The 17,887-nt window shown below is 37.6% G+C and carries 16 protein-coding genes; 15 read left to right on the forward strand and 1 reads right to left on the reverse strand.

Annotated features, from left to right (window positions below; genetic code table 11):
• Positions 1-66: 66 nt before the first annotated feature.
• Entirely contained in the window at positions 67-1,002 is a 936-nt protein-coding gene (locus tag AC3E7H_RS00485) for a DHH family phosphoesterase (RefSeq protein ID WP_000401747.1), read from the reverse strand.
• Between the two features lie 103 nt (positions 1,003-1,105).
• On the opposite strand from AC3E7H_RS00485, the gene AC3E7H_RS00490 reads away from it, so the two are divergent.
• From AC3E7H_RS00490 to AC3E7H_RS00560, 15 genes are all read left to right on the forward strand, one after another.
• A complete protein-coding gene (locus tag AC3E7H_RS00490) occupies positions 1,106-1,549 on the forward strand; it encodes a flavodoxin (RefSeq protein WP_001162134.1) in 444 nt (147 codons plus the stop codon).
• A gap of 116 nt (positions 1,550-1,665) precedes the next feature.
• Complete coding sequence (locus AC3E7H_RS00495) at positions 1,666-1,932, forward strand: chorismate mutase (RefSeq protein WP_000362432.1); 267 nt, start codon at positions 1,666-1,668, stop codon at positions 1,930-1,932.
• Positions 1,929-2,303, forward strand: a complete 375-nt coding sequence (crcB, locus tag AC3E7H_RS00500) for a fluoride efflux transporter CrcB (protein WP_000712088.1) — start codon at positions 1,929-1,931, stop codon at positions 2,301-2,303. The genes AC3E7H_RS00495 and crcB (AC3E7H_RS00500) overlap by 4 nt, the downstream gene beginning before the upstream one ends.
• Positions 2,297-2,644, forward strand: coding sequence for a fluoride efflux transporter CrcB (crcB, locus tag AC3E7H_RS00505; RefSeq protein ID WP_490675912.1), 348 nt, complete (start codon positions 2,297-2,299; stop codon positions 2,642-2,644). The genes crcB (AC3E7H_RS00500) and crcB (AC3E7H_RS00505) overlap by 7 nt, the downstream gene beginning before the upstream one ends.
• A gap of 69 nt (positions 2,645-2,713) precedes the next feature.
• Positions 2,714-2,881, forward strand: coding sequence for a hypothetical protein (locus AC3E7H_RS00510; protein ID WP_049509457.1), 168 nt, complete (start codon positions 2,714-2,716; stop codon positions 2,879-2,881).
• A gap of 3 nt (positions 2,882-2,884) precedes the next feature.
• Positions 2,885-3,751, forward strand: coding sequence for a replication initiator protein A (locus AC3E7H_RS00515; RefSeq protein WP_490675913.1), 867 nt, complete (start codon positions 2,885-2,887; stop codon positions 3,749-3,751).
• A 321-nt stretch (positions 3,752-4,072) separates the two neighbouring features.
• Positions 4,073-4,390 carry a hypothetical protein gene (locus AC3E7H_RS00520; protein WP_049509453.1) on the forward strand — a complete coding sequence of 106 codons (318 nt, stop codon included), beginning with the start codon at positions 4,073-4,075 and terminating at the stop codon, positions 4,388-4,390.
• Between the two features lie 253 nt (positions 4,391-4,643).
• Positions 4,644-7,229 carry an SEC10/PgrA surface exclusion domain-containing protein gene (locus tag AC3E7H_RS00525; RefSeq protein ID WP_490675914.1) on the forward strand — a complete coding sequence of 862 codons (2,586 nt, stop codon included), beginning with the start codon at positions 4,644-4,646 and terminating at the stop codon, positions 7,227-7,229.
• Positions 7,230-7,364: 135 nt separating this feature from the next.
• Positions 7,365-9,563: a MucBP domain-containing protein gene (locus tag AC3E7H_RS00530; protein ID WP_490675915.1), complete on the forward strand. Its 2,199-nt coding sequence runs from the start codon at positions 7,365-7,367 to the stop codon at positions 9,561-9,563.
• 16 nt (positions 9,564-9,579) lie between these two features.
• On the forward strand, positions 9,580-13,587 hold the full coding sequence (locus AC3E7H_RS00535; RefSeq protein WP_490675916.1) for an SspB-related isopeptide-forming adhesin: 4,008 nt from the start codon (positions 9,580-9,582) through the stop codon (positions 13,585-13,587).
• Positions 13,588-13,658: 71 nt separating this feature from the next.
• A complete protein-coding gene (locus AC3E7H_RS00540) occupies positions 13,659-14,078 on the forward strand; it encodes a hypothetical protein (protein ID WP_490675917.1) in 420 nt (139 codons plus the stop codon).
• Positions 14,079-14,160: 82 nt separating this feature from the next.
• Positions 14,161-14,388 carry a hypothetical protein gene (locus AC3E7H_RS00545; RefSeq protein ID WP_049503652.1) on the forward strand — a complete coding sequence of 76 codons (228 nt, stop codon included), beginning with the start codon at positions 14,161-14,163 and terminating at the stop codon, positions 14,386-14,388.
• Between the two features lie 9 nt (positions 14,389-14,397).
• The gene (locus tag AC3E7H_RS00550; protein WP_490675918.1) at positions 14,398-15,147 is read left to right on the forward strand and encodes a TrbL/VirB6 family protein; all 750 of its coding nucleotides are present in this window, start codon (positions 14,398-14,400) and stop codon (positions 15,145-15,147) included.
• A gap of 56 nt (positions 15,148-15,203) precedes the next feature.
• On the forward strand, positions 15,204-15,578 hold the full coding sequence (locus tag AC3E7H_RS00555) for a hypothetical protein (RefSeq protein WP_490675919.1): 375 nt from the start codon (positions 15,204-15,206) through the stop codon (positions 15,576-15,578).
• On the forward strand, positions 15,520-17,883 hold the full coding sequence (locus tag AC3E7H_RS00560) for a VirB4-like conjugal transfer ATPase, CD1110 family (protein WP_490675920.1): 2,364 nt from the start codon (positions 15,520-15,522) through the stop codon (positions 17,881-17,883). The genes AC3E7H_RS00555 and AC3E7H_RS00560 overlap by 59 nt, the downstream gene beginning before the upstream one ends.
• The last annotated feature ends 4 nt before the right edge of the window (positions 17,884-17,887 follow it).

Consider the following 17,887-nt stretch of genomic DNA (forward strand, 5'->3'; position numbering starts at 1 on the left):
TTTGCGAGCCATAGATTGTTACCATACTAGTCTAACAGATTATGCTAAGTTTGGCAAGCTTTTTATCTATTTTTTCAGTAAGTTTTTTAATTTTTGGTAGATGACTTCATTTTCCTCTAGGCTATAGGAGTTAGCACCACTTGCAAGTGGGTGACCTCCACCATCATGTTCTTTTGCAACACCATTGATTGGAACGAATTTACTGCGAAGTCGAACGCGATAGTGGCCATCTGCTTGTTCCACAAATATTCCCCAAAGGTTAACAGTATCAATACGACCTGGAGCACCAACAATGGCTGCTGTTTCTGCGTCTGTTACTTGATATGTTTTTAGAATTTCTTGAGTCAGAATGACACGCGCAACACCGTTTTCATCAACTTCTAGGTGATCATAGACATAACCTTGGAGTTTGGCAATTTTGAAACTAATCGTGTCCATCTTACGAGTTAATTCTGTATAGTCAAAATTATGTTCGCGTAGATGGCTTGCGATACGAAGAGTACGACTAGAAGTAGAAGGATATAAGAAGCGACCTGTATCACCAATAATACCCGCACACAATAGTTTAGCAGCATAATCCGAAAGCTCAAGCTTTGTTTCTTCTGCAAAGAGGGCAATCATCTCACTAGCACTACTAGAGTTGGTGTCTACCCAGACCAAGTCCCCATAAACTTCATCATTTGGATGGTGATCAATCTTGATAACAGTTTCAGCCTGTTGGTAACGCTTATCATCAATACGAGCTGTATTGGCTGTATCACAGATAATTGCAAGAGCACCGTGGTAGTCACTATCTGCAACCTGATCCATCTTTGCAAGCCATGTTAGTGTTGGTTCATCATAGCCAACTACTTTGATGGTCTTTTCTGGGAAGTGATGTTCCAAGAGAGCCTTTAGTCCGACCTGACTTCCCAAGGCATCAGGGTCTGGTTTCATATGACGGTGAATGATAATGGTATCGTATGCTTTAATTTTTTCTAAAATTTGATGGCAAATTTCCATAAGTAACCTCAATTCTTTCTTATTTCATTGTAGCACAAGAGTTTTTATTTTTAAAATGAAAAAGATGTGATATAATGGAGGAAGATAAATTGAGGAGGACGATATGGCATTAGCAAAAATTGTATTTGCCAGTATGACCGGTAATACCGAAGAAATTGCAGATATTGTAGCAGATAAATTGCGTGAGTTGGGCTTAGAGGTAGATGTTGATGAATGTACAACTGTTGACGCATCTGACTTTCTTGAAGCAGATATCGCAATCGTTGCGACCTACACATATGGTGATGGAGAGTTACCAGATGAGATGATGGACTTCTACGAAGACCTAGCAGATCTTAATTTGAGTGGCAAGATCTACGGTGTGGTAGGATCAGGCGATACTTTCTACGATGAGTTCTGTAAAGCTGTTGATGACTTTGATCGTGTATTTGTGGCAACAGGAGCTGAAAAGGGATCAGAGTGCGTCAAAGTGGATCTCTCTGCAGAAGAAGAAGATATCGAACGCTTGGAACAATTTGCAGAAGAATTGGCTGCTAAAGTAGGATAAGCATGAAGTTGCACTGATGAAAGTTGTCAGTGCAGTTTTTGTTAGTTGTTCCTAAAAATGTACCATTCCATCTAGAAGATTTTTGCTAAAATCATTCAAATATAAAAGGAGACTCTATGGATTTAGATATTATTAGACAAGAAATCGATCAAATTGATGACCAAATTGTAAAACTCTTAGAAGAAAGAATGCATCTAGTTGAGGGTGTAGTGGCTTATAAAAAAGCTTCAGGAAAAGCTATTCTAGATATTAAAAGAGAAGAAGTTATCTTTGAAAAAGTCAGAAATCACGTAAGCAATAAAAAATACGAAGAGACAATCGTTGAGACTTTTTCAGACATTCTCAAACGTTCGCGCGATTATCAGGATAAAAACATCAAATGAAAAAAGAACAATTTTACCCACTAGGAATCTTTCTAGCTGCCATGCTAGGAGGTCTTGTCCGTTATTTGATTTCCAAATGGTTGCCAACCAGTCCAGCTTTTCCATGGGGAACACTAGTCGTCAACTATCTAGGAATTTTCTGTTTAGTCTATCTAGTCAAAGGTTATTTGGTTTATAAGGGGAGCAGTAAGGGTCTGATTTTAGCACTTGGTACTGGCTTTTGTGGCGGTTTGACCACTTTTTCTAGCCTCGTGTTAGATGCCGTAAAATTGCTGGATACAGGTTCTTATCCAAGTCTGATAATTTATCTAGTTCTGAGCATTGGTGGAGGGCTTTTATTGGCTTATTGTTTAGGGAGGAAGAAATGGTAATCATGTATTTAGCACTTGCTTGTGGCGTTGGAGCGCTTGTTCGTTATTTCCTTTCACGTTATAATCAGGGTTCAGTACTGCCACTAGGAACTCTCATAGCTAATCTACTAGGCTGTTTTTTGATTGGCTTATTTTACAATCATGTGGAGTCTAAAGAAGTCTATCTTATCCTTGCCACAGGATTTTGTGGAGGTCTAACCACTTTTTCAACCTTGAATGATGAACTCCAAAAACTCTTGGCTGATAAGAAGGTCTTTTACAGTTATTTTCTCTTGACCTACTTAGGTGGTTTGCTTGCTATTTTTTTAGGAATTTTACTGTGTAAGTGTCTAGTGTTTTGAGATAAATAGAAAATATTGAACTAACGGAAAAATCCGTTAGTTCTTTTTTGTATTTTGGGAGGAAAAATTATGAGACGAAAAAGTAAGGAGAGAATTTCAAGAGAGATGATAATCCAGTTTTTGATGAAGGAAACAGGTTCCACACGAAAAGAAATAATAGCAAGTATAGGAGAACTTGAGGCCTTTGGGTTGATAGGATTTACCATGAATGGTGACTTTAGACTGAAAGAGGTGTAATTTATGAAACAAATTCAGTTTATTAGTGCTAGCCATTATCAGACATCTGATCGCTTTTATGCCTTACCAAAGGTTTTGTTTGAAAATCCTATTTATGAGGATATGAGATTAGATGCAAAAGTCGCTTATGCCATGCTTAAAGATAGACTAGAGCTTTCTTTCAAGAATAATTGGATTGATGAGAATGGAAATATTTATCTGGTTTATTCCAACTCTAATTTGATGAAGATACTAAGTTGCTCGAAATCTACCCTATTAAGAATTAAGAAGCAACTCACAGAGTATGGATTAATTCATGAAGTTCAACAATCTACAAGTAAATCAGGAAATCTAGCTAACCGAATTTACCTTGGTCTCTTGCAAGATGACACAGTTGCTAGAATGGTTGATAAATCAGGTGATTCCAAATCTGATACTAGGGGGGTGTCAGATTTAGACCAGGGGGGTGTCAAAAAAACACCAGGGGGGTGTCAGATTTATACGGGCCTGGTGTCAAATTTAGACCCTAACGATACTGAATATAGTGAGACTAATAATAAAGACACTGAATTAGTTATTTCTGATGAGGACGAGGAGAGGTTCCCTAGAAATTCCCCAAATAATAAACAAGACAGACTTTCCAGAAAAGTTGATAAAGCTAGCAAGTATGATAAGGATTATATTTATGATTTAGTTTATTCTCAACTTTTAGAAGAAAATTACTCAGATACGATGGCAGCCTATATCATGATGCCATTTGAAGAACGCTATCGATATGCTTTAGAAAATATGCGATTTGCCCGTTCATCAGAAGTAATTGCTGAATATGTTTTTAATGGGTTGCTTGCGATTTACAATAGTAACGCTCGAAAGTGTATTGAAAATCATTAAAAAAATTATTCAGAAAGTAATTTTTATATGTGATATCTGACCTGAGCAAGTCCTAAAACTACTCTTGTTCTTTGAAAATTGAATATCCCCACTGTCCCGATTAGCGCAGTCTAGGCATAAAAAGAAGAATAGGGGCGGTGTGTATCTAGAAAGTATATCTAGTGCTGACTGCATTATGTAAAGTCACGGTTGACTTGTCCCGTAAGACGAAAGAGTTTGCGATTTCTAAACTATAAATCGTGCGAAAAAAACACAGTAGAGATGTACGGCATCAACTCGGCATGGCTGTAAATCAGCCTTTGATTCAAAAAGGAGGACAATATGAATCAAATAAAATCAACTAGTGAGGTTACGCTCACTGATTTAAGACGACTAGGTTTGCAAGGTGATGCAACCGCACGGCTTGCAAGTGGTGAAGAAATGAAATTAACTAGTAAGTATGGTCTTATTCCCAAAAAAGGGTATGTGGCAGGAAAACTTCAAACCGTTGAAATGATTGCAGAATACTCTAAAATCTATAGAGATATACGCACCATTAAACGTGGAGATATTTTAGTTGCCAGACGAATTAAGCAAGGTAATAAAACTATCTTACAGCTAACTGGTAAAGGTTATCACCGACCTAGTGGTAAAATTTAACAGATAGAGTCCTCATCTATCTGTTTTGGGGAGCAAGGAATTGTTTCTTTGTTGCTGAAAGCAGATAGGTGATGTTATGAAAAGGTGAAGAAATGAGTATTATACAGATAATATTTACAGTTATTCTTTTAGCCTCTGGGATTCTAGTATATATGACTTTTATCCCAAATAAATTGTCTGATAAAATCTCACGAGAACTAAAAGATTATTCAAATAAGCATTGTTTTAAGTAATATCAAAAAGGAGAAATCAAATGGAAATGATGAATGAAGTTAAGAAAGTTTTATTGGCTGGCGCAATCGCAACTGCAGCGGTTGGAGCAACGACTCAAGCTTCCGCAGAAGAATTAAAACCTACAGAGCCAATTTCAGGGAGCCAACAGAAGACAGCAACTAAAAAAACAGTTACAGAAACTGATGTTGCTATCTCCCAAGCAGATGTGGTTCAGGCAAACACAGTTGTAAAAAAACATGAGGAGATTGTAAACACAGCTCAAAATGAGGTGAACAATGCTAAGAAAGCAGTTGATGAAGCTACAGAAACTGTTACTCAAGCGGAGAAAGTAGTCAAGGAAGCTACTCCAAAAAATATCCAGGATGCAAAAGAAGATGTCTCTACAAAAGAAATTGCTGAGAAGAAGGCTAAAGAAGAACTGACCTCTGCTGAAAAGGAACAAAAGCTATCTGAAAAGAATGTTACTGATCAGGAAGCAAATGTCAAAGAAGCTACGAGAAAGCTTGATGACAAAACAAAAGAAGTTACAGATGCAGAACAAATTGTAGCTGAAAAACAAGCTATTTTAGACGGAACTGGAGTTGCAGGTATTGTTGCTAATGCTGAAGCTGCTGGGCGAAACTTGGAAATGAGTGAAAAAGCTGAATCACAAGCTCGACAAGAGTTGGAACTTGCTAAAAAAGCAGATGAACAACGTGATTCTAAGTTGAAACAGGCAGAAGAAGAGGTAACGAGTACAGAAGCAACTAGGTTGGTGAAAGCTCAGGAACTAGATCAAGCAACCACTCAAGCTACTAACGCTGAAAATCAGTATCAAGTAGCTAAAGAGAATCTATCTAAGGCTCAAAGTGTCCTGGACAGTTTGACAACGACTTCGATCACTTATCCTGCTGGCTATGTAGAAGCATTAAAGGCTTACTTCAATAATCCCACTGAAGAAAATTCAAATAAGTTACAAGAAATTGCCAAGAGAGGTATGACTGCTGCTGGATTTAGTTCTTCAGATGGTGGTGAGACTTATTACAGTAATCCAACTTCTCCATTTAAGCAGAGTGAGACCGATAAAAAGACGGTTATTGCTGATGTCAATCATTTATCTGCTGAAGTTCAAGATGAACTTGCCATTTTCAATGCACATTTGATTAATGATTTCCGTCAATTGATGGGAACAGATGATATTCCAGTTTTAGTGAATCGAGATATGCAGAAAGTGGCACAGAAGGTAACTCAGCTATCAACTAATCAGTACGGGCATGACCTAGATGCTTTGAACACTGTTGCGAAAGAAGTTGGTTTGAATCAGGGGAATCAAGGTCTGCTTGCTGAAAACATAGGCTTCCAAAATGCAGATAATGTAATAACATTAGCGGATCTGAAACAACAGGCTTACAACAACATGATTATGATGCTGTTTTATGATAAGCACGCTGATTGGGGCCATGCTTTAAACTTTGCAGGACTTGATCGTAAGTCAGTCGCGCTTCAGTATATCGGTGTAGCAACCCGAAAGACAGATCTTGGTTTGGTTGCGATGCACTATGTTGGAACAGATTCTAAAACAATTGATTTGCTGAAAAATGGTTTCCATCAAAAAGTTAAAATTGATACTAAGAACAATCTAGCTAGTCTTCAGGAAAGAATTCAAGTAGCTAGAAATTCTGTGGCACAGGCTCAGGATACTTATGATACTGCTGAAACGAATCGTAAGGATGCACAAGCTAGAAAAGAACAAGCACAGACAGAATATACTCAAGCAGAAGTTACTGCGCAAAATGCAGTGACAAATCGTAAAGATATTCAGAATATTGCTTTAAAAACTCCTGAAGCAGAAGCTAAGTTAAAGCAGGCGGAAGCAAACCTTAAGAAAGCTAGTTTAGAAAACAAACAAGCGCAAGAGGCTTTGGAACAGTTGAATGCGGACGTACAAAATAAACGTGAAGTACTTGCGTTAGCTAAAGATAAACTAGCTGAAAAACAAACTGAATGGAAATCACTGAATGAAGCTTTGACTGCTGAGAAAGAGGCATTATTAGCTAAACAAGGTGAACTTACTCGAATTAAAGAACTTGTTCTCAATCGTCAAGCTTTACTTTCAGAATCAACTGAAGCCTTGAAAGCATCAAAAGAGCGAGTGGAAGTTTTGAAGAATGCCCCACAACTCTTAGAAAAGGCAAAAGTTAATCTTGAAGCTGCTCAAGAAGTTTTGAAAGAAAAGAAATCCGTTCTTGAGTTAGCACTAGCAAAACTAGAAACTGCAAAAGCAGAGCAAAGAAAGGTATTAGAGGCTCATGAAGAGTTGTTGTCTGCTTATCGTGATTATCTGGAAGCACAGCAAGAAATTGAGCATCAAAAAGAGTTGACTGTTCAAAAAGCAAGTATTGAACAAGAAGGAACTCATTCTACTCCAGTAGTTCAAAATGGTAAGACTGCGAAGTATGTACATGAACAAGTGGCAAAAGTTAAAGATCCAGTCTATCAAGCACCAGCTGCAACATACGAATTACCTAAGACGGGAGAAAAATCTTCTAGTCTCTGGTTATTGGGAATGGTAACTGTTTCACTTTTAAGTCTGTTGAAAATCAAACGAGAATCTAAGGAAAATTAAATTTATTAAAGTCATCAAGGTTTCTTGGTGACTTTTTGGTTGGAGGGAAAATGATAATTGTATATTTTAGAGCAAGAGATCCATCAATTATATCCGTTAGAAAATATTTCAATGAACATTTAGAAAGGCGATACTATGAAAAAAACATTTAGCTATAGAAAATATGGAAAACGTCTATGTTCTGTAGCACTAGGACTCGTTGCAGTTGGGCTTGTCGGTTCGGCAATAGCTCAAGCAGATGAATCCAAAAGTGAATCTTCAGTAAAATCAGCTACGACTGAAAAAACAGAGCAGAAGGATACAGAATCCTCTGGGGGTGACGAAAAAAAGGTTAGCAATAATAAATACGACAAATTCAAGGATTTGGAAAAGACCAAAATTGAAATTGAAAAGGTCAAGAAAGATGCGCCTAAGGTTAAAAATCCTAATCCAGAACCAGTTGATCCTAAACAACCTGATTTTTCTCCAGAACAAAAAACTACTGAAAATACAGTAGTAACTGGTGAAGATAAAGCAGGATCTAATGAGCTTCAGTTTAAGACAAAAGCTCCTACAAATACGAGCACAACAAATGAAATTGCTCCTCTTACGACTGTCCATGTATATGACTACTCTAGTTCGTATGCCGGTAAAGTAAAAGATTCACTTCGTTTGAGTAAGAAGATTATCGAAGCCAATAAGAACCCAGATAGTCGTCATATCATCCAATTATATCCTGACAATTACGGACAAAGTTCGTATCATGCCAGTACTAAAAAGGTTATGAACGACACTAAAGGAATTTCTTCAACTCTTCTAACAAAACAAGAAGCACTTGAAATTATTGATAACTTGTTGAAAATTAACGCACCATCAGAAAAAGATCCTACTTACCAAAACTATGGTCAATACTTCCAAGGCTTGGCAAATGCAATGGGTGCACATCGTTACATTGATGAATCTGTAGATGTGGTTGTTCCTTTTGAAGAAATTGTAGAGAAAATCACTAAATCTTCTGATACAGTCTCAGTTATCCAATACACTGATGGTTGGATGGATAAAGGTAAACCAGAAGAAATGGACAAATCTTTCGCAGAGTGGGCAAAACGACGGGCTAAGACCTTTATGTCAGTTGTAAACCGTAATCAGGTTACAGACAACGACACTAACTCTATGCGTTCAATTGAGCAAATGAAAGAATTGGGTCATCCTAATATCTACGATATGACTGGTAAAGACAAGTCAATTGTAGATGCTGAAGTGATTAAACAGTTCATGGAAACTGCAACTATTAAAGTACAAACCTCTAAGGGCGCAGATCAAACAGCTCAAGTTGCCATCGGTGGAGATGGAATAAAAATCACTAAGGCTTTGTTAAAAGGTGGTAAAGTCAATAAAGAATTACCGGTCAAAGATGGGAAGGTTGATTTTTCAGAAAAACTACCTGATGGTGATTACTCAATCGTTTATAGCTTTACTGGAGAAGGTACTGCAACAGGTACAGTGTCACTAGATGGAAAAGAAGTGGCTAAGAAATCTGATTCTATCAAAAACGAAGGTGGAGCTGTTACTGCTGATTTCCGAACAGCGGACGGAAAAGAAATTCCTGGGCAAAGCGATATCACAATTATCGAAGCTGGTAAGGAGATTGGTAGTGAATGGAAGGCAACTGAAGTTAAGAAGGAATTGACCGTTGATGGTGAAACCTATGTATTGACTGGTGAGCCTAAAGAATCTTCTGGAAAAGTTACTAAGGATACTGTTAAACTACATTATCTGTATGAAAAGAAACCAGCAGATAAAAAGGTTTATTCTTTAACAGTCAAGGTTCTGAATGCTTTAACGAATGAGCAGATTGATCAGGATATTCTTGTAGCTAAGGGATTCTCTGGGGATGATTATGATATCAAAGCTCCGACTGTTGATGGATTTGAAGTTACCCTTAAAGAAGGCGAAGAGAAAGGGAAGTTTGCTGAAAATGACCTTTTGCTGACTTACTTGGCACATGAAAAAGGCGAGGAAGTTAAAGCTATCTTTGTCAACGAAAAGGGCGAGGAAATCAAGAATTCTGAAGTTATTTCCAAAGCTGGAGAGCTTGTAGGTAAAGACTGGAAATTTGATCGTGATGTTGAAACAGAAATTACAGTTAAAGATACAACTTATGTTTTGAAGGCAGTTCCAGAAGAGTTGGAAGGGAAGGTTTCTTCGGATAAACAGACACTTAAGTTTGTTTATAAAGAAAAAGAGAAACCGGCTGAGCCAAAGAAAACGGAAGAAAAAACTGCTGAACCAAAGAAGGAAGAACCTAAAAAACTTCCTAAAACTAGTGCTGTAAAGGATGTATTGAATGGATAATAAAAAAGGAGAATGAATGAAATTTAATAACGAGACACAAGCAATCGGTTCAATCCGAAAAACAAGACGATGGGGAACGTGTGGAGTAATTCTTGGTCTAGCTGCCTTGGGCTTGATGACTAGTCCGGTTAGAGCAGATGAACGAACTGAAAATCCAGCCACAAATGCTCCCTATGCGCAGACGAATCCAAGTAGTATTTCTACAGATAACCAAGGAAAGAGTGAAGAAAAAACAGGTTCATTAGAAGTTTCTATTTCACATTCAGGTTTAGATGAAACTGTTAAAAAGGCACAGGAAGCTGGGGTGAATGTAGAATTTGATTCTGTAGTAGATAAAGGTACAGCGAGTTCGGCTTCTGAGTTGGATCAAAAGCAAAAGGAAGTCGAAAGCGATTATCGAACACAAGCGGATAGTATTGCGGAAACTACTAAAAAATATCTCGAAGATAAAAAACAGAATCAAGCGGAACGTAAGAAAATCCAAGAAGAAAATGCTGCAAAGAAAGATCAATATCAAAAGGATTTAGCTTCTTATCAATCTGAAGTTGAGCGTATCAATCAGAATAATTCGAAAATACGTGAAGAGAATGAAAAAAATCAGCAGGCTAATCAGGCAGAAATTGATCGTATCAGTAAAGAAAATGCAGAAATCCGAAAACGAAACACAGCTAAGAAAGAAGCTTATGAAACTTCTTTGACAGAGTATAAAAATAAGCTAGCAACTGTTAAAGCTGAGAAAGAGGCAATTCAATCAAGCAAACCTTTATTCGGTTCTGATACAGGTTTTAAAGTCTATGGAGGCTTTAACCCATCTGGTCGTGGTAGCTTGGCATATTATAATGACTTTACAGTAGTACCAGATGATGATCTCAGGGTAGAAAATATGGAAGGATTTTTAGGATATCATGCAGATACTTATGTAACAGGAGATACTGGAACTCGAGTTACTAAAGATGGTGCAGGAGAGTTTGATGTGATCCAAAATCCTACTGTTGGAGCTACATTTTATATTCATAATATCGGCACACTCACAGATGGTAGAAAAATTATGGCCAAAGTTAGGGTTTCTGATTTAGGCGATTACCAAGGTGAGGTGCGAAATGGTATTCCTGTAACAGATCCAAATATCTACCTTAAGAGTGGAGATGGTGGCAGTTTTTATGTAAAATATAACAATCATACCCGTCTGGGGTTGACTTATGATTTTTATGTAGAGGGAACATCAACTCCGATTTCTCTCTTAATCGGAACTGTGATTACAGATGTCGATTGGGGACAAGGTTCAAATCTGAGTTATGGTTCATCTGGTCGAGGGGTAGTCATTAATTCAAGAGATTCTGGGCTTAATTTTGATGGTCGAGTTATGAAAGGAGTAGAAGATGCAGTTGATGCTTCGTCAGATATTCCAAGAGGATCTTTTGCTTCAGTAGGATATGGCTCTAGTATGACCTACCTCCATACTTCTTCTCCGGGCTCAACAGAGGGAAGAACACCATACGAATGGGATCAGGTGAATGCAAGTGGAAATAATCAGAGTGTTGTTTTTACTATTCTGGGAGAAGGAACAGAGTTGAAAAAGATTTCTCTATTACCAAAACCTGCTGCCGTAACATACGAGAAGGAAACTCCTCTACCAAGTTCCCCGAAAGGGAAAGTAGAGGAAGCACTCCCACCAAAACCGGAGGAGCCAAAGGAAAAAGAGCTCCCGTCCTCGTTGCCAGCTCCAACTGTTAGAGTTAGATATGCTCGTTTACAGGCAGTACCTAACCTAGAAAAGTTTGTAAAGAATTCTGCAGGAGAATCTATCGATAAAAGCTATGTACCTAAGCTTTCAACAGTTCAGTGGGAATTAACAACTAAGCCTCTTCCAGCTAATCGTGAAGCTATTACAGACTTTGAAATTGTAGATGCATTGCCTTCAGGTTTTGTACTAGATGTAGAAGCTTCAAAAAAGGCTAGCTCAGATTTTGAATTAACTTATGACGAATCGAGTCATGTTGTTCGGATGAAAGGCTTAGAAAGTTTGAAATCTAAGCTTAATCAAGATTTAAGTAAAGAAGTGCTAGTTCCAACTCCATTTTTAGTAGGTAAGGTTACGAATGATGGTGCAACTTATAAGAATAACTTCCAATTGAAGATCAACAATAAGTACGAAAGTTATTCAAATATTGTTCAGGTTTCAACACCTGGTAAACCGAATGATCCTGACAATCCAAATAACAACTTAATCAAGCCTCTCAAACACAATCATAATAAGGATGGTGTTATCATTGATGGTAAAACAGTTCTAGCTGGTTCAACAAATTACTATCATATAACCTTGGATTATGATCAGTATAAGGGAATAAAGGCAGATCCATCTGCTATTCTAAAAGGCTTTGGTGCAATTGATGATTATCCAGAAGAAGCAGTGACTATTAATCAATCAGATATTCGTTATATTGATAGTGAAGGAAAAGAAGTTTCTGGTATTTCAGTGTATCAGTACGATTCTATTGAATCTGTTGATAATGATAAGGTTAAAGCCTTTCTAGATAGTTCTGAAATTAAGCCTAAGGGAGCTTTCCAAGTATTTTTAGTGGATGATCCAGAAGCCTATTTTAACCAATATATCAAAACAGGAAAATCCGTTACAATTATTGATCCAATGGTAACTAAGGAAGAACTGCGAAATACAGGAAAATCATTTGAGAATACGGCTTACCAAGTTGATTTCGGTAACGGATATCAAACTGATACAGTTGTCAATAATGTTCCTACTGTTAAACCAACCAAGAAGAATCTGAACAAGGCGGGTGTCGACATCGATGGGAAACAAGTCTTGGCAGGATCTGTAAACTACTACAAGGTAACTGCAGATTATAGCCAATACAAGGGTATTGAAGTAGATAAAGATCGTATTGGTAAAGGCTTCTACATCGTTGATGATTATCCAGAAGGAGCTGTTACGATCAATCAAGATGGTGTTCAAGTAACTGATTCTAAAGGTCAAGTGGTTAAAGGTTTGAAAATGGCTCTTTATGAAAGTCTAGAAAAAGCTCCATCAGGTGTACAAGAAGCTTTGAAGTCTAGCAATTTCACTCCGAAAGGAGCGATTCAAGTATTTGAGGCAGAGAATCCAGAGGAATTCTACAAGACCTACGTTCAAACTGGTGAAGTTTTGACGATTACTAATCCAATGACTGTTAAGAAGGAATTGGGTCAAACAGGTGGTAAGTATGAAAATACAGCCTACCAAATTGATTTTGGTATGGCCTATGTAACTGAAACAGTAGTCAATAATGTTCCAAAGATTGAACCGAAGAAAGATGTAGTGATCGACCATTTAAGCAAGGAAAGTTTAGATGGAAAAGAGGTCAAGATGAATCAAACATTTAATTATAAACTAGTTGGTTCCTTGATTCCAAAAGATCGCTCAGAACAGTTGTTTGAGTATAAATTTAGCGATGACTACGATGAAACACATGATGATTATCAGAGTGTTTATCAAGTGTTTGCGGCTGTAGATTTTGAAACAAGTGATGGCCAAAAATTCAAAGCTGGTGATGAATTAACTAAGTTCACAAGTCAAGTAGTAGACAAGGCTAAAGGTAAAGTAGATATTAGCTTTGATGATACTTTCTTGAAGTCAATTTTAGAGACATCAGAGTTTCAAGCGGAAGTATATCTACAAATGACACGTATTCAGTCAGGAACAGTAGAAAATACTTACTATCATACGGTTAATGGTGTGGAAGTTGTTTCCAATACGGTTGTGACTCATACTCCAGAAGAACCAAAACCAGAACAACCGAAAAATGAAGAACCAAAACCAAAACCAGAACCAAAGCCAGAGCCAAAACCGGAACCAAAACCAGAGCCAAAAACTCCTGAAGAACATCCGCAACAACCAGTAACTCAACCAGAACGAAGCTTGCCTTCAACAGGGGAGAAGGATTCTGCAGATTTACTATTGGCTGCTCTAGCAATGGGAAGTGTTGCTACAGGCTTGCTTTACAGCAAGCGTAAGAAAAAAGAGGCTTAGAATACTCTAGGAACCTTTGAAATAAGCTATTTTTATGGTATAATAACGGTAAATTGTAGAGGAGTAGGATTATGAAATTTGGGAATGATTTTTCCTGGTTATGGGTAGCTATCATTAGAATTTTTACAGCTCCCTTCTATATCGTTCTTTGGTGTATTAATGTTGTAAAATCTGCTGTCGGTATGTTTTTATTCTGGATTATAGGAAAGATATGCCTGACACTTGTGTTACTTGCATTGTTAGCTGGCATACACTATCTTTTTAAAGAATCCAGTGAAAAATTTTTATCAGCTATTCTTGGATGGTACTATGCTAATATTATGGGTTGGACCACTGAACCATGGATGACTTCTGGTCAAATATTTGAAGCTCCCAAAGGGGCAGTTAGTTTTTTCCCATATCCACATATTGAAGCTACGATTATGATTGTACTTACTCTTCTAGTAGCTACTGTTCGGACGATTTATCGTGAAGAATTTGATGAATTATAAAAATAGTATTGTGTTTGGCACTGTAGAAATCTCTGCAGTGCCTTTTGTTATAAAAAAATGAAATTAAAAGAGGTAAAACAAAATGGAAATCATTACAAAAATTATTACTGGTCTAGGCGTAGTTGGAACAATTACAGGTCTTATTTGGATCTGGAATGGTTCAGTTGACTATATCCAAGGAAGGAAGAATAAAGATAAGCAAAGACAAGATGATGGTTCTGATTCTATGATTAATGGTGCATTTTTGGCCGTGGCTTCTGCAGGAATTGCCGCAGCAGTCGTTGCATCACTATCCCAACTAAAATTTTAGGAGTAGCCTATGAATTTAGATATTAGAGAGCTAACAAGCTCTCTTTCTAGTTATAGCTCTGCTACAAATCAAGCTGTAAATATGATGGCTGATGCAGTCAGACCTATTGGGTATATCCTTTTAGGTCTTTTTTTCTGGTTTGAAATGGCATCATGGTCACAAATGGTCAAGTCGAGGGGAGGTGCATTAACACAGAAGATTTGGCTAGAGGCTTTAATGAAATACTTATTTGCTTTCATTATGATCTCTGCTTCATCCCAAATTTGTGATGCTATTCTTGAATTGCTTAATATTGTTGTAAAGGTTATTGCCCATGTGGCACCAACAGTCACAACGACCATTGATTCAAATATTTCTGGTGGAAAAGGTTGGTTTGAAAAACAAATTATTGGATTTGTTGGCTTTATTGTCAGTAAAGTTTCTAACATTATTCTAGGGATTATTGTTTTCTTACGTTACTTAGATTTGTATATGCTTAAAGCTATAGCTCCATTGTTAGTAGCGTTCTTTATGATGGACTCATTACGCTCTGTTACGATTAACTTCCTGAAATACTTTGCGGCATCCGCCCTTATTGGTGTCATCCTAATTATTGTTTCTGTTGTATATGATTCGATTGTGGCAACAGATCTCCTAAAGGTTACGACTGGTTCCAGTGATTCTTGGGGAACAGCCTTTGCTTCAATTGCTAAGGGGGTTATCTATATCTTTGTCATGGTTGGCTCTGGTCGAAAAGCTAAGCAACTTTTAGGAGTGTAATCCATGTCTAGAATAATTAGAATTGAACGATCTTATTTTATATGAAAGGAAAATAATTGAAAAAAATTGGATCAGAATTTTTAAGAGAATTTGAAACAGAGGACAGACCGATTTTATTTGGATTAACAGGTAGAATGATTGTTCTCTACGTATGTTTGCTAATAGCTGTTTCAGGGACAATTACGATATATTTCTTTGGTTTACCTGATTGGTACATTTATCTTTGGGATGCTATATTTGTAGTTCCTGGTGCAATGTACGGTACAGGCATGACTAAGCGAATGCGGATTAAGGAAAAAATCAATTTCTTTTTCCGAATCCAACAAAGAACCTATGAGACAGAATTTGGAAAGGTAGGAATGTATACGAAAGATGAGTTTATTCAAAAGCAAAAGAGAAAAACTAGAAAACGCAGAAAAGAAAAGAATTGAGCGCTTGCGTCGTCAGATGAAACCTACGACACAAAACACCATCAATTATACGCTGCTCCATGAAGATGGATTAATGCACATTGCACGTGAGAAGTATTCTCGTAGCTTTATGCTGGGGGATGCTTCTTATTCTACAGCTCAACAAGATGAGAAAGAGAGCATCATTGATACAACGATGGATGCTCTTAATTCACTGGATGAGGGCAGTAACTATCAACTCTTAGTAATTAACCGCAGAGTATCGGATAACTCCTTACAGAATATCTTGTTTGAAGAAACAAACGATGGCTACGATGACTATCGTGAAGAGCTAAATGAGATGATCAAGGAGCGATTTACGACACACGCTAACAACTTCGAGGTACATAAGTATGTGACCATTTCAACGAACGCTGATGATCGAAAACAGGCTCAGTTGTTACTACAAGATATTGGAGTTTCCCTAGGAACACAATTTCAGGAATCCGATATTACATTTAAGGAAATGAATGGTCTGGATCGTCTGAAGGTCTTCTCAGAACTATTACGAGGAAACCCGTATGTCAATTTTGATTATCGAGAAATTGCTCTATCTGGGTTATCAACGAAATCATTTATCGCTCCGAACCGAATTGAGTTTCAAGAAAAACGGATGATTATTGATGATAGTTGGGCCAAGGTACTCTATGCCCACCGATATCCTAACTGGATGTCTGATCGTCTCATTCGTGATTTAACGACACTGGGATTTGAACTAGCCATTACTATCCATGCAGAACCCTATGAGAATGTTGAAATCTTAGAGAAGATTGACGATGCAGAAACAGATGCTGAAATTGGGAAGCTACGTTCTAAACGTAAGGCTGCTCAATCTGGAATCTTCGATGATGCGGTGGTTGCTGGTCGTGACCAAGAAATCTCAGAAGCTACCAAGAAGTGGCGAGATGAGATTACTGAGTATGATCAGAAAATCTTTTCTGGCTTAATTGCAGTGTATTTTAAGGCAGATAGCCAGGAAGAACTACAACGTAATGAGCAGAAGATTAAGCGTGCTGGACGGAAGCTAGGGGTAGAATTTGAAGACCTCTATTATTACCAGGAAGAGGCTTTAAATACGATTCTACCTATCGGTGAGTGCTTCGTAAATGTGAAGAAGAATTTCATGAGAAAGATGACTACAGCTAATATAGCTACACAAGTCCCTTTTACTAACGTGGATTTGAAGTCTGACAGCTCACTTGCTCGCTACTATGGACAAAATCAGTTATCGAATAATATCATTACACTGGATCGAAAACGTGATCTGAATACGGGTTCAGGTGTTGTGCTCGGTTCCTCTGGATCTGGTAAATCTACTACGATTAAGGGTGGAGAGGTTATTCCAACTTTGCTGAAATATCCAGAAGATCGAGTTATCATTGTGGATCCCGATGATGAATATTCTGATATTGGCCGTGCTTTCGGTGCTCAGATGGTGGATATTTCGATTGGATCTAAAACACATATCAATCTCTTAGATCTACCGGATCTAGATCGTTTGGACGATGAGGATGATGATCCGATTGGAGATAAGGCAAACTTGTTGATGGGATTATTTGAATCAATTCTGTCAGAGGTAACAGATGCCCAGATTGGGATTATTGACCGTGTAACAGGAATGACTTATGAGCGTTATTTGACAGATAATTTCACTCCAACGTTAAAAGAGTGGCACCAGGTATTGAAGGAACAACCAGAGCCAGAAGCTCAAGATTTAGCTTTGGCGGTAGAAACCTATACAACGGGTTCTCAAGATATTTTTGCTCACAACACTAACGTGGATCTCAATCATCGATTTGTAATCTTTAATCTGAAGAAGTTGTCGCACAAGTTGAAGCCGTTTGCATTGATGGTTATTCAGGATTATATCTGGAATCAAATTGTAGAGAATCAAGGAAAATGTACTACATGGGTTTACTTTGATGAGATGCAGATTCTATTTAAAAATAAGGCGCAAGCAGAATTCTTTACTACGTTGTATTCACGGATTCGGAAATACGGTGCGATTCCAACAGGAATTACCCAGAACGTAGAAACTCTAGCTGCTGTTGAAGAAGGTCGGAAGTTGCTCTCAAACAGTGAGTTCATGATTTTGCTCAAACAAAAACCCCAGGATTTGGCTATCTTAAAAGATATTGTTAATTTGACTGACAAACAGATTCGCTACTTGGCTCGACCAAAAGCTAAAGGTACTGGCTTAATTGTAGCAGGGCCAGTTGTAGTGCCATTTGAAAATCCAATACCTAAGAATACTAAGTTATATAACTTAGTCGCAACAGACGCTTAGGAGT

The organism is Streptococcus sp. SCPM-O-B-15304 (M98), assembly GCF_058200215.1.